Annotated in this window: 10 protein-coding genes and 2 pseudogenes; 7 read left to right on the top strand and 5 right to left on the bottom strand. The window is 42.5% G+C overall.

Annotation, left to right across the window (positions count from 1 at the left end):
• Positions 1 to 830, top strand: a pseudogene (locus NWP22_RS08820) (ATP-binding protein); the annotation flags it as partial.
• 72 nt (positions 831 to 902) lie between these two features.
• On the opposite strand, the gene NWP22_RS08815 reads toward NWP22_RS08820, so the two are convergent.
• The 4 genes from NWP22_RS08815 to NWP22_RS08800 all read right to left on the bottom strand — a co-directional run bounded on the left by NWP22_RS08815 (position 903) and on the right by NWP22_RS08800 (position 5,710).
• Positions 903 to 2,231 carry a TldD/PmbA family protein gene (locus NWP22_RS08815; protein ID WP_280801753.1) on the bottom strand — a complete coding sequence of 443 codons (1,329 nt, stop codon included), beginning with the start codon at positions 2,229 to 2,231 and terminating at the stop codon, positions 903 to 905.
• A 99-nt stretch (positions 2,232 to 2,330) separates the two neighbouring features.
• Positions 2,331 to 3,767, bottom strand: a complete 1,437-nt coding sequence (locus NWP22_RS08810) for a TldD/PmbA family protein (RefSeq protein ID WP_280801752.1) — start codon at positions 3,765 to 3,767, stop codon at positions 2,331 to 2,333.
• 117 nt (positions 3,768 to 3,884) lie between these two features.
• Positions 3,885 to 4,280, bottom strand: coding sequence for an IS200/IS605 family transposase (gene tnpA / locus NWP22_RS08805; RefSeq protein WP_271732785.1), 396 nt, complete (start codon positions 4,278 to 4,280; stop codon positions 3,885 to 3,887).
• A 281-nt stretch (positions 4,281 to 4,561) separates the two neighbouring features.
• Positions 4,562 to 5,710, bottom strand: a complete 1,149-nt coding sequence (locus NWP22_RS08800; protein WP_280801751.1) for an AI-2E family transporter — start codon at positions 5,708 to 5,710, stop codon at positions 4,562 to 4,564.
• 206 nt (positions 5,711 to 5,916) lie between these two features.
• Between NWP22_RS08800 and NWP22_RS08795 the strand changes: the two genes are divergently transcribed.
• On the top strand, positions 5,917 to 6,942 hold the full coding sequence (locus tag NWP22_RS08795) for a CobW family GTP-binding protein (protein ID WP_280801750.1): 1,026 nt from the start codon (positions 5,917 to 5,919) through the stop codon (positions 6,940 to 6,942).
• Between the two features lie 35 nt (positions 6,943 to 6,977).
• Here the strand turns inward: NWP22_RS08795 and NWP22_RS08790 are convergent, their stop codons facing one another.
• On the bottom strand, positions 6,978 to 8,510 hold the full coding sequence (locus tag NWP22_RS08790) for a SagB/ThcOx family dehydrogenase (protein ID WP_271732790.1): 1,533 nt from the start codon (positions 8,508 to 8,510) through the stop codon (positions 6,978 to 6,980).
• A 131-nt stretch (positions 8,511 to 8,641) separates the two neighbouring features.
• Here NWP22_RS08790 and NWP22_RS08785 point away from each other — a divergent pair, with 131 nt between their 5' ends.
• From NWP22_RS08785 to NWP22_RS08765, 5 genes and pseudogenes are all read left to right on the top strand, one after another.
• Positions 8,642 to 9,262 (top strand): alpha/beta hydrolase, encoded by a 621-nt coding sequence (locus NWP22_RS08785; protein WP_280801749.1) that lies wholly within the window; start codon positions 8,642 to 8,644, stop codon positions 9,260 to 9,262.
• Positions 9,263 to 9,441: 179 nt separating this feature from the next.
• Entirely contained in the window at positions 9,442 to 9,654 is a 213-nt protein-coding gene (isiD, locus tag NWP22_RS08780; RefSeq protein ID WP_271732779.1) for a protein IsiD, read from the top strand.
• Positions 9,655 to 9,699: 45 nt separating this feature from the next.
• Positions 9,700 to 10,953: a bifunctional phosphopantothenoylcysteine decarboxylase/phosphopantothenate--cysteine ligase CoaBC gene (coaBC, locus tag NWP22_RS08775; protein WP_280801748.1), complete on the top strand. Its 1,254-nt coding sequence runs from the start codon at positions 9,700 to 9,702 to the stop codon at positions 10,951 to 10,953.
• Between the two features lie 111 nt (positions 10,954 to 11,064).
• Positions 11,065 to 12,552 carry a site-2 protease family protein gene (locus tag NWP22_RS08770; protein WP_271732777.1) on the top strand — a complete coding sequence of 496 codons (1,488 nt, stop codon included), beginning with the start codon at positions 11,065 to 11,067 and terminating at the stop codon, positions 12,550 to 12,552.
• Between the two features lie 276 nt (positions 12,553 to 12,828).
• Positions 12,829 to 13,722, top strand: a pseudogene (locus tag NWP22_RS08765) (Rpn family recombination-promoting nuclease/putative transposase); the annotation flags it as partial.

Genomic DNA, 13,722 nt, shown 5'->3' with positions numbered 1-13,722 from the left:
TAACTCAAGGTCAACCTTGGTTAGTCAATGCTTTGGCTAAGGAAGTTACAGAATATTTAGCAGAAGATACCAATATCCCCATCACAGTAGACTTAATTAATCAAGCCAAAGATATCTTAATTCAAAGACAAGACACCCACTTAGATAGTTTAGCCGAGCGACTGCGAGAAGATAGGGTTAAGGCGATTATTCAACCCATGTTAGGTGGGGAAGAATTAGGCAATGTTCCTGATGATGATTTACGCTATGTGTTAGATTTAGGTTTATGTAACCGGGATAGAGGTGGTGGAATTGAAATTGCTAATCCTATCTATAAAGAGGTATTTCCGAAAACTTTAGCGAATGTGACAATTGCTTCTTTAACATCTGTTCAACCCACCTGGTTAACACCTACTGGTAAACTCGATGCAATAGCATTGTTAGAGTCATTTTTAGACTTTTGGCGACAACACGGGGAACCATTATTTAGAAGCACCCCTTACCCAGAAATAGCCCCCCACTTAGTATTAATGGCATTTTTACACCGTGTCGTTAATGGTGGTGGTAGCTTAGAACGGGAATACGCTATAGGTTCCGGGAGGATGGATATATGTTTAAGGTATGGGGATGTGGTCTTAGGGATGGAATTAAAAGTATGGAAACAGGGTAAACCGGACCCTTTGCAGCAAGGATTGATACAGTTAGATAAGTATTTATCAGGACTCAATCTAGATAGAGGATGGTTAGTAATATTTGACCGTCGCCCCGATTTACCGCCTATCAGCGATCGCACCACCACGGAAATAACCCAGAGTCCTCAAGGGAGAAATATTACAGTAATTAGGGGATAGCTGGGTAATCTATCCCAGTCAACCGTCAACAGTCAACCGTCAACAGTCAACCGTCAACCGTCAACAGTTTTTCTATAAAGTGTAGGTGAAGTCATTTACCAACATTCCGGGAACTAGACTACCTCCTAATTGACGACTCTCATAAGTTCCCACATCGGGGATGAACTCTTGAAAGTTGGTGAACTCTACAAGATTATCTCCCCAAAAACGATAGAGACTTTCATCAAAGCGTAAATTTTCAATGGGGGCGATGATTTCCCCCTGTTCTACCCAAAAACAAGCATAACGAGTCATCCCGGTAATTCTCCCGGTGGGGCGATCGCTCCAGTTGAGGTAATGTAGATTAGATATATATAGTCCTGTATCTAAACTCCTAAGAATCTCGTCAACGCCTAAATTACCCGGACTGATGTGGGGCGATCGCAAAGTTTCGGAGCTATTAGCACCATTGGCGACTTTACCATATTCCTTAGCGGTGCGAGAATTAACTAGAGTATTAACCAAAACCCCCTGTGTAATTATGGGTAACTCAGGAGCTACCATTTCTCCTAATTGATTAAATCGGGGTACAAACCCCTGTTGAAAGTTTTCTGTTAAACTAAACTTAGGGGATAGTTGTTTTTCTTGGCGTGATAGCATAGCCAAAGCACTGTTTCCCTGTTGTAAATCAGCCTCACTCACCGCTGACCAGGAAAGCATATCTAATAAATCTGCTACTGCTGCGGGAGCAAAATAAGTTTTATACCGTCCTGGTGCTAATTGTTTAGCTGGACGGGAAAGTAATTCTAGTTGGGTTTTAGCTGCGCTCATCTTGGCGATGTAAGCGCTGTCATCCCAATGACTACCAGCAAGGATGACTTTAACTGCTTGTCCACAGGTATCAAATAGGGAATAATCTAAGGTAAAGGTATCAGTGGTAAACCAGTGTTTTTGACCTTGAGAATCAGCATAGGCTTTAATCACTAACCCTCCGGCATAAAGACCAGTAAAGTCTAAATCCCCCACCTGGGCTAATATAGTTGTAACTACGGATGCTTGTGGTAATAATTGCCCAGAATTGACTTCGCGACTAATATTATTGCCTGATGGTAACACTAAATAGGGGTCAAGGGGTAAAACTGGCAATTCTTCCCGCAGTTCGAGCAATGCTGTGTGTGCTGCGAGGGAGTCTATTTCCCTGTTTCCTGTCAAGGGAAAACAGCGAAAGCTGCGGCGCTGATTTTCCATTAAAGTTAATTCTATGGAACCGTCAGCAACTACACCTGTTTGTCTCACCTTCCCATGGTTAAAACGAGTAAATTGGCTGTGTTCGCTGCTGAGTCTGAGGGTAAATTCTTCCGTGACTGTTTTTTCTATGAGTAGTGTTTCTATAAGTTGATTGAAACTGTTTTCTAAAGTCATGGGGTGTTTTTGAGGGGGAATTTCTGGGGATAGTTAGGGATGAGTGGGGTTTAATATAGTAAAAGTTGCAGGATGCTTGTGGGTGGGGTAAGCAGTTGTTTAACCACCCCCAAAAACCTCCACATTAGCAAACACACACAGGGGTGAACCATGTCCTACCCAAATGGCTTGATTAGGTTCACCTTTACCACACATGGCGGTACCATACATTTCCCAGGTGTCGGCATTGCCTATGTGGGTGAGACTGTGCCAAAATTCGGGGGTGGTGGCTCTATAGTTGGGGTTGCGTAGGGTTTTAGTAAGTTGACCGTTTTCAATTAGTTTGGCATATTCACAACCAAATTGGAATTTATAACGGCGATCGTCTATTGACCAGGAGCGATTGGATTCCATGTAAATTCCCTGTTCTATACCGCTGATGATTTCTGCTGTGGTTTGGTTCCCTGGTTCTAGGTTTAAGTTAGCCATGCGGTCTATGGGGGGACGGTTCCAGGAACAAGCACGAGCGCAAGCTACACCGGGTATATTGGCTCTAGCTTGGCTTTCTAAGCTACCTAGTCCCCTTTGTAGTACGCCTTGTTTAATTACATATTCTTTTGTGGCTACTGCGCCTGTATCATCAAATCCGTAGCTAGCAAATTCCCCGGGTACGGTGGGGTCAAAGGTGATGTTCATTAGGGGTGAACCGTATTCTAGGTTACCAAAGTCACTGGGTTTGACAAAGCTCCCCCCGGCGTAGTTGCGTTCGTCTCCTAAAATGCGGTCAATTTCTAGGGGATGTCCGACGCTTTCGTGAATTTGCAGCATCATTTGGTCAGGTGCTAAAAGTAGGTTGGTGCGGGTGTTGGGACATTCTGTAGCGGTTAGCAGTTCTACTGCTTGCTCGCCAATTTGCTGCACTCGCTGCCATAATTGCTCTTGTTTTAATAGCTCCCATCCGCCTTGATAGCAGTGTGCTTGCCAACCATTGTTACTGCGTTGTTGGACTATTGTACCATCTTGGGCGATCGCCCCATAATGGGTTCCTAGGGAGACAATTTTTTGATATACTTGGGAACCGTTGCTGCTGACAAACCAAGTTTCTCTTTCGGTGGTGGTGGCGCTGGCTGAGGTTTGAACAATTTTGTCATTAACTTTTAACCCCTGACATATACGCACCAAGAAATTATTGATTTCTCCAGGACACAAACTATTTAAGGGTTCCAGGTAGGGTGAGTTATATTCCCCCACTACTTTAGGGCGTTGATTGGCGTTAAAGGGATATATCCACCATTTGCTTGCTGCTAGTGCTTGTTGATATGCTGTATGGGCTGCTGCTTGTAGTGATGGTAATTCTAGGGAGGTTGTGGCTGCATAACCTAGACAGCCATTAACTAAAACTTCTAGCATAGCTCCCATGGTGGAAGTTTTACCGTTGATTTGGGGTAACCCATCCCGCACATGACGGGTGGATGCGTTTGTCTTGACGGTTCTAATTCCAATCCAATCAGCTGCAATGTTCAGATTAGCGATCGCTTGTGTAAGTTCAGACCACATATTGATAGGAAATTATGAATAGGTTAATTAGTAATTAATTATTTATACTATAAAATTACAATGGCTAAACCCCAAACTCCCGCACCAAACTATACAGCTGCGGGAATAGGTTGATTTTTAATGGCCATTTTGGCTGTCATCGGCAACAAATGCAGTGCTGACTTTGCCAGTGGTATCAAATATATAAGAAGGTCTCCACAAGTTGGGTAGTCTGCGTAGCTCTGGAAATTCCCGGCGGAGAATTCTGCAAGAACGACCTTGAAAGGCTTTTACTACTTGAGCAATAGAGTGATGGTGGTCATACTCCACTTGTAAATAAACTTGATCTGGCGCGATTTCTAGAGCTTTAATCATCCATTTTTTATCATCAGCAACAGTCTGAAATACTTTGATACACTGTTGCTTAAGAAGTGCGCTCTCGGCAAATATTCTTTCATGTCCGTAGGTCATCCAGATCAAGTGAACACTGACTAAACCAATGGCATCACTGTAATGATTGTATAGAGGTTGCATTGAGATGTCTATTCTTTTTCGGCAAGGAAAATGGTATCATATTTACACTATGCCTAAGGTATAACTTAACAAAAACCTCACATTGTCTATAGCATTTCCCATGCTCGTGAGGTACAATTTTTTTAGTTTGAGGGAACAGGGAACAGGGAACAGGGAATAGGGAATAGGGAACAGGGAATAGGGAACAGGGAATAGGGAACAGGGAATAGGGAATAGGGAATAGGTGTGTACTTCATGAGCCTGAAAAAGGCTATATATCAAGGTGAAATCTAAAATTTCCATTAACTTTCCGCCGTGGGAGAGACAGCATCGGATGTAATACTTGTCTGTGAATTTGATTGATTATCTGAAGTTACAGATGAGTTGCAAACAGCAGATTTTTGTTCACTTAATAACTTCGGCTGTAAATAAAGATTTTCTACCAGTACACCTACACCCGCTACCCAAGGGGGGACAATTACAGCGCCAATAATTCCTAAAACTTGCGTTCCTCCCAGTACAGCTAAAAGTTGATATAAAGGACCCACTCGCACAGAAGAACCCACTAGTAGGGGGTCAAGGACATAAGTTTCTACGTTTTGAATAATCACAAATAACAGTAATACCCACAGAAAAGTTAAACCACTTTGGGGAATGGCGACAATTAAAGCCGGAATTGCTCCTAACACTGGACCGATAAAGGGAATTAAGTTAGTAAAACCCGCAATTACACCGAGAGCTAAGGCAAATTCTGATAGTCCTAAAATCCTCAATCCCACGGTAATCACAACACCGAGAATGGCTGAAACTAAGACTCTTCCTTGAATATATCCTCCCATGCGGCGAGCAATCGGGATAACTTGCGCCCTTAGACGTTCGTCCCAAGGTTGGGGAAACAGACTCACCAGACCTTGAATTAAGTTTTTACTTCCAGCTACCATATAGGCGGAGATGACCAGGGACAAAATTAGATTTACTACCCCCCCAATAAAGCCACGAGTAAAGCCAAAGGAACGTACAAGTAGCTGTTGACTCGAACGCAGTAACCAGTTAGCTACTGACTGGAGGTCAAAAAATTCTTCCACTGACTCTATTTGAGTAATTCCCAGTCGCAGGGCGAGATTTTCCGCAGCATTCCACAAGTTATCTAAATACATCGGTAGTTTACTAGCTAGTCGCTGAATCTGTTCCGAAACCGATGGACCAATGATTAAGCCTGCGCCAATTAATCCAGAAATTAAGCTAACATAGACGATAATTACCCCTAGCCAACGCTTAAGATGTATTTTTTCCGCGGCGTTGACTAAGGGGGCGATCGCAGAAGCTAAGACTACGGAAATCATTAAAATTACTAATAAGCTCCGTAATTGCCACAGGAGGACGACGACGAAAAAGGTGGCAACAATGAGGAAAAGGTCAGATAAGGAAATAGACTTACGCTGTTCAGACATATTTGATTATGTAGTCATTAGTCATGAAAAAATTCCATAGATGGCGGTGGAATTTTGTGATCATCATCGGTAATAATGGGGTAAAACAGCTGCCATGACTGTTGTGTATTCCCATGCTAGTACGTCAGGGGAGAAATCTACCATTTTTTCCTACCTAGGCACTTCTGAGGAATTAACATGATTTTTTGATATTTGATTACATCTTTATGGAAACATTAGTTACTCCCGAATTGACAAAAATGGATGCACCAAAGCAAGGAATCCCAGTGACAATTATTACTGGTTTTCTTGGTAGTGGCAAGACGACTTTATTAAATCATATTCTCGGTAATCAACAGGGTTTAAAAACTGCGGTTTTAGTCAATGAATTTGGGGAAATCGCTATTGATAATGAGTTGATTGTCTCTACGGAAGAGAATATGATTGCCCTGAGCAATGGTTGTATTTGCTGTACTATTAATAATGATTTGGTAGATGCGGTTTACCAAGTTTTAGAACGCCAAGATAATTTAGATTATTTGGTGGTGGAAACCACGGGACTAGCTGACCCGTTACCAGTTGCTTTAACTTTTCTGGGTACGGAGTTACGAGATTTAACCCGTCTGGACTCAATTATTACGGTGGTAGATGCAGCTAACTACAGCTTGGATTTATTTAACGCTGAGGCGGCATATAGTCAAATTGCCTATGGTGATATCATTATCCTGAATAAAGCCGATTTAGTTGATGAGGCGGCTTTGAGGGATTTGGAACGGAAAATTAATGATGTTAAAGAAGGTGCGAGAATTATCCGCACGGTGCGATCGCAAGTTCCCCTAGGTTTAATTCTCAGTGTGGGTTTGTTTACCTCTGACAAGTATTTTCAGGAAGTGGATGACCATGACCACTCAAACTGTGACCACGACCATGATCACCATCACCATTCCCACCATTTAGAAAATGACGGTTTCAGTTCTGTTTCTTTCCAAACTGACCAGGCTTTTAGTATTAGAAAATTTCAGTATTTCCTAGATAACCAATTACCGACAAATATTTTCCGAGCTAAAGGAATTATCTGGTTTGAAGAAAGTCCTAACCGTCATATTTTCCACCTTTGTGGTAAACGCTTTACTTTAAATGATGATGAATGGAAAGGTACACCGAAAACCCAGTTAGTGCTAATTGGTCAAAATTTGGATGGGGAAGCTCTGATTTCTCAGTTAGAAAACTGCATTTCTGAACAGGAGAAATAAGAAGCAGATCACAGGGGTGGGTTTTCGGTGCTTTTTTACCTTGGTCTTCCTAGTGTGGTGACATATATCACCGCTTCATCTGCGGGAATGCCTAAAATCTCATTAACTTGGTCGTCAAAGAAGCCACCGATACCACTAACGCCTACACTCAAATGGGTAGCGGCTAAATTTAGTCTTTGTCCTAAATGTCCAGCATCCATGTGTAAATAACGGTAAACGCGATCGCCATATTGAGCGATCGCGGATTTAAGATCAGCCGTATGGAACAGGACTACCGCAGCATCCCGGCCTAAATCTTGTCCCAAGCAGAGAAAGTGTAACTCTCGGCGAAAGTTTTTGAAGCGAATTTGTCGTAATTCTTGGGCTTTGGGGGCGTAATAATAACAACCAGACTCTAAACCATTCACCCCACTAACGGCAATAAATGTTTCAATGAGGTTGGGGTCAAAGTAATCGGGAGAACTATCTAAACCTTGGTGGAGGTAATTTTGGGGTTGATAGGTGAAATCAAGTAAACTTTTGAGTTCATCCAAGGTTAAATCATCACCACTGTAGGCCCGGGTAGAACGTCGCTTATACATGGTTGTTTCTAAACCTGACAGCTTTGCTCCCCAATTAATGGGAGTAGTAGCGGTGGTAACTTTCAGACAGAAAGGAAAATTGTATTTATCTTCTAAAAGATTCTCTGACTTAGGGGAGGGTAAATAAGTCTGATGAGTTGCATCTGGGGTAATTTGGGTGCGAGAGTGAAAATATTTGAGTAATTCACCATCGGGGATGGGGGGATAATTGGTTTCACTGGTGGAGGGTAAAGCTGTACATCCCGGTGGTAAATTTTCTTCAATATCTAATAAATCTGCCAAGGCTAGAATAGCTAAGGCTCCCTCTTGTTCGGAGTCAATATACAATAGGTCATTGACTGCTTCATCCACAAAGCCACCAATTAAGTGGGGGCGATAGTCATTCATGGCTGCTGCTAGCTCAATATTGCCCAGCAAGTGGCCTGTATCTAAAAAAATGCGGCGGTAGGCTCTATCCTCATATCGCCAAGCTGAACGATAAAAAACCCCGGTGATGATTATTGCTAATTGGGTATTTTCTATGGCTGGATGGTCAAAACAAGCTGACTGTAAAGCTGTCCAGACATCACTTTCCCAATAATGCATCAGAGAGTGATCCCGACATTGGTAGTTATATAATCCCGGTGGTAATAACCCCGTCCCACGGGAAACTAGATAAACTTCCGCCGGATATAATCCCCCCGCACTGGGAGCGGCTCGTAAGTATACTGCACTACCCATGGAAGGCATTCTGGCTGTGAGTCCATAACTGCGAAACAGTAACCGCGAAAGTCTCCGCCACCACTGAGCATCGGGGTTATCAGCCAATGTCTGTGCTGTTTCTTGAATATAGGGCTTGAGGTCGAAGGTGGTACCAATTTTGTATTCTTTAAAGGGTACTGGTTGTTTAGCCCAGTCTAATCCTTGAGATTTAGAGGCTAGGGTTTCAGGATCGTATTTAGTCCGTTCGTGGTAGTGTTGAGCAATGGATTCGCGTAGTTCTGGCATATTAATTTCAATGCTCTTGGCTGGTTTATTTTGATCTTGGCATTCATCAGCCCGATTGTTTCGTGTTAATTCGTACAAAGTTTCAAGTTACCTTAGGTTTTAACCTGTCTAGCGCTTATATAATAAGACTAATGTCTCTACAGTTTATTTCTCTTCCCCGTTCCACACCTCAACCACCGACTGGTTTAATTGTCTGTTTACATGGTTGGGGTGCTAATGCTGAAGATCTAGCATCTTTAGCACCATTTTTTAAGTTACCTGATTACCAGTTTGTGTTTCCTAATGCACCGTTTCCTTTTGCCAATTCTTCTACTGGGAGGGCTTGGTATGACCTGAGAATGGAAAATATGTATGCAGGTTTACCCGAAAGTCGGGAATTATTAAGGGGTTGGTTGCAATGTTTGGAGAGTATTACTGGTGTACCTTTGTCCCAGACTATTTTGTGTGGTTTTTCTCAGGGAGGGGCTATGACTTTGGATCTGGGGTTAAAATTGTCTCTAGGGGGGTTAGTGGTGATGAGTGGATATTTACATCCTGATTTGGTAACCACGACTAAAGCTGATTTGACCCCATGTTTAATTATGCATGGTAGGTATGATCAGGTTGTGCCACTGGCGGCCGCTGTCAAAGCACGGGAGTTTATGGAGTCCCTGGGGGTGGGGGTGCAGTACCATGAGTTTGATGTGGGTCATGAAATTCAGCCCCAGATGTTAGATGTGCTACGCAATTTTGTGGTTAATGTGATTGGGTAGTCTGGGGTACAATTTTTTTCCGCACTATGGTAAAAAAATTGGAATTTTTTCGGAAATATGGCCTCTCTAATGAGTAAGATAGATTGGGTGGCAGCGTCACAGCTAAAACTCAAGTCATGCTGGGTCTCCACGTTACGGAGGTTGTGGTAAGAATTCTGCATAAGGGAGGGGCAAGCATTGTGAAAACTTTAACCATTTCTCAGAAAAACATTTCTGCTATGACTACTACAGATGTGCAAGAGTTGGCTAATCGTCTGGAAGTAGATAATTACGGCAATGCCTTTGAGGGTTTAAATGATTGGCATCTGTTGCGTGCGATCGCCTTTCAGCGTCCTGAGTTGGTTGAACCCTATATCTACCTCTTGGATTTAGAAGCCTACGACGAAGCATAATGGTTTCATAATTAGGAGTTATGTAATAACTCCTAATTTTTGACCATGCTCTATCTCCAGTCCCAAACTCGAAACCGCAAAAAAAGGGTCATCATTGCTGTAGGTGGTGGGATCGCCGCCTACAAGGTCTGTGAATTGGTTTCCAGCTTGTTTAAAACTGGGGTGGAAGTCCGGGTAATTCTTACCCAAGCTGCACAACAATTTATCACCCCTTTAACTTTGGCTACCCTCTCTCGCCATTGTGCATACACAGATGATGATTTTTGGCAAGCAAATCACTCCCGACCTTTGCATATTGATTTGGGAGAATGGGCAGATTTGTTGGTAATTGCCCCTCTGACGGCTCATACTTTGGCTAAGTTGGCTTGTGGTCTGGCTGACAATTTACTCACAAATACTGTGCTGGCTTCTAGTTGTCCGGTGTTGTTAGCACCAGCCATGAATACCGATATGTGGGCACAGGTGGCGGTGCAGCGCAATTGGCAACAGTTATTGACAGATGCCAGGTATCATGGTATGTTTGTAGGGTCGGGTCTGTTGGCTTGCGATCGCATTGGTCAGGGGAGAATGGCAGAACCGCAGGAAATTTTAACTTATATCCAATCTCTGTTACATACTAGTGGTAAGCGAGATTTACAAGGGCAAAATGTCTTAATTAGTGCCGGGGGAACTAGAGAATATCTTGACCCGGTGCGGTTTATTGGTAATCCCTCCACAGGTAAAATGGGGCTAGCTTTAGCACAAGCAGCCATGCACCGAGGCGCAAAGGTCACGTTGGTACATGGCCCTGCTAGTTGGGAAGTACCCCTAGGAGTGGAAGCTATACCCGTGGTAAGTGCAGAGTCTATGGGTGCGGCGATGAAATCTCACCTACAGGATGCTAACATAATTATTATGTCCGCAGCGGTGGCAGATGTCAAGCCTAGAGATTATAGTACACAGAAGTTACCTAAGCGATCGCTCCCCAGTTCTTTACCCTTGAAACCAGTACCAGATATAATTGCCCACTTAGCCCAACTTAAACAACCATCACAGCTATTAGTCGGGTTTGCAGCACAGACCGGGGATATAATCACCCCAGCGCGGGCGAAGTTGCAGTATAAAAATTTAGATGTGATTGTTGCTAACCCCATTGATAAACCTGAGAGCGGTTTTGCTAGTGACGATAATCAGGCGGTTTTTTTAGATCAACAAGGAAATCAGGTAGAAATTCCCCTAGGGTCTAAGTTACAAATGGCTCATTTTTTATTTGATTTTTTGGGGTTATTTCACCCAGAGGCGCTCAGGCGCAAACAATGAGAGTGAGAGTAGGAAAAGTTGTTATTTTTCGGTCTCTTCGGCATTTTCCTTATAATGTGTGTAACGGCTGACTAGTTCAGGCTAATTTTTTTTACAGTGAAGGGTTTGCAAATGTTTACTGTGTCAGAGATTCCCATTGTGGGGATAATTTTATTAATTGCTGTGGGTATTTTAGGTTGGGGCTTTTATCGCGCTAGACCCTTTGGGAAACTGGGAATCTTAGCCTGGTTACAGTCCGTCGTGTTGATGGTTCCCTGGTTACTGTTTTTTGGTTTGTTTGCCGCGGGCATTGACATTAATATAGCTGGTATATTGATTTTAGTAGTCAGCTCTGCAGCGTTATATATCTTTTTAGGTAGACAGTTACGCGCTGCTGGACAAGATGCAATTATTAAACAACAGGCCACCGAAAGGTTAGCTGGGGATTCTGCACCTACAAGAGAAAATACCCCCCAAGTGGTATTAGCAGAACTGAAAATTGAAGCTGTACCCATTCCGGAGGAAGATTTAAGCGCTATTCGCTCTATTTTTGGTATTGATACCTTTTTTACCACAGAAACTATCTCTTATCAAGAAGGAGCAATATTTAAAGGTAATCTGCGCGGAGAACCCGAAGCAATTCACAACACCCTAACCGCCAGTTTACAAGCCAAATTAGGGGATAAATATCGGCTGTTTTTAGTGGATGGTACAGAGGGTAAACCGGTAGTAATTATTTTACCTAGCCGTAATGATCCCCGTCCGATGTCATTACAACAAAAGTTGTTTGCAGTCATTCTCTTGGTCGCAACTATCGCCACCAGCTTGGAAGCTGCGGGTTTGTTGCTGAATTTTGACTTTTTTACCAATCCCGGACGCTTTGCAGAGGCTTTACCCATTGCTGCGGGGATATTTGCAATTTTAGCAACTCATGAAATCGGTCATTGGTTAGTAGCTCGTCGTCACCAAGTCCGCTTAAGCTGGCCTTTCTTTTTACCAGCTGTGCAAATAGGTTCCTTTGGTGCAATTACTCGCTTTGAGTCTCTGTTACCTAATCGTAAAGTCCTATTTGATATTGCTTTGGCTGGTCCTGCTGCTGGTGGTATTCTCTCCTTATTAATGTTAATTAGTGGTTTGCTACTTTCCCACCCTGGTAGTTTATTTCAACTACCTAATCAGTTTTTCCAGGGTTCTATTTTGGTAGGTGGTTTGGCGCGGGTGGTTCTGGGTTCGGCCTTACAATCATCTACGGTTAGTGTCCATCCCCTGGTAGTGATTGGTTGGCTAGGATTAGTAGTTACAGCTTTGAATTTAATGCCAGCTGGACAATTGGACGGTGGGCGGATTGTCCAAGCAATTTATGGCCGCAAAACCGCAGGACGCGCAACTACAGCCACTTTAATTCTACTGGGTCTGATTTCTTTAGGCAATCCCCTGGCTATTTACTGGGCCGTAGTGATTTTCTTGTTACAAAGAGATTTGGAACGCCCGAGTTTAAATGAAATCACCGAACCAGATGATACCAGAGCCGCTTTAGGTTTATTAGCACTGTTTTTAATGATTACTACTCTGTTACCTTTGACTCCCGGTGTGGCCGGAAGATTAGGGATTGGCGGTTAATTAAGGGGAGGGGACTTGATTTTATTGTTTCCCCCCCTACAAGGGGGGATTAAGGGGGGTAAAAATGTCATGATTAGTGTATCAAATATTGTTTGACCCCATCCAGTTCCCATCCCCTCACCTCAGCAACCACAATTACACAAATCACCATGACAGAAAAAGCTAATTTTTTTTAGGTTTAATTGACGTAAACAAACCCAACACAGGCGGGATTTTATCCCCTGGTGCTATTGAACCCAACCTGTAATTTCATGAAATCAAATATGATAACCGCCAATGATAGACCACGATAGACTATTTAAAGAATTAATCCAAACCTTCTTTTGGGAATTTATCGAACTGTTTTTACCAGAAGTATTAGAGTATGTAGAAACAGAGACCCTCACATTCTTACCAGAAGAAATATTTACCGATGTCACCTCTGGAGACAAAAGAAAAATAGATTTATTAGCACAAGTAAAATGGTAAAAACAAGACAGTTATTTCCTCATTCACCTAGAAAATCAAGCCTATAATCAAAAAGAATTTGAACGGCGAATGTTCCATTACTTCGCTCGGTTAGATGCTAAATATTTACTTCCCATATTTCCTATAGTTATCTTCTCATACGACGAACCAAAACGCCCAGAAAAAAGCCAATATACCGTTAACTTTCCCAACCGAAAAATACTGGAATTTAACTACTTTACCATTCAGCTAAATAACCTCAAATGGCGCAACTTTTTAAACCAACCCAACCCCGTAGCAGCTGCATTAATGACCAAAATGGACTTTCAGCCACAAGAAAGGGTGAGAGTTAAACTAGAATGCTTGAGAATGTTAGTCACATTACAATTAAATCCTGCTAAAATAGAACTAATTTCAGGTTTTATTGACACCTATCTCAGGTTAAACACAGCGGAAGAAGAAGAATTAAACACCGAATTAAAACAAGCCAACTTAGTTGAAGAGGAACAAATTATGGAAATTGTTACCAGTTGGATGGAAAAAGGTATTGAACAGGGAGAACAAAAAATTATTAGAAGACAACTAAAACGGCGATTTAACAATATTACACCCACATTGGAAAGCCAAATTAATAGCTTATCTTCAGCACAATTAGAAAACCTAGCAGATGTAATTTTTGACCTCCAATCTCTAGCAGATTTAACTAACTGGTTAGAACAACAA

This window comes from Anabaenopsis tanganyikae CS-531, from assembly GCF_029891675.1.
Lineage (GTDB): Bacteria > Cyanobacteriota > Cyanobacteriia > Cyanobacteriales > Nostocaceae > Anabaenopsis > Anabaenopsis arnoldii.
This window is presented reverse-complemented; position numbering and strand designations above follow the sequence as displayed.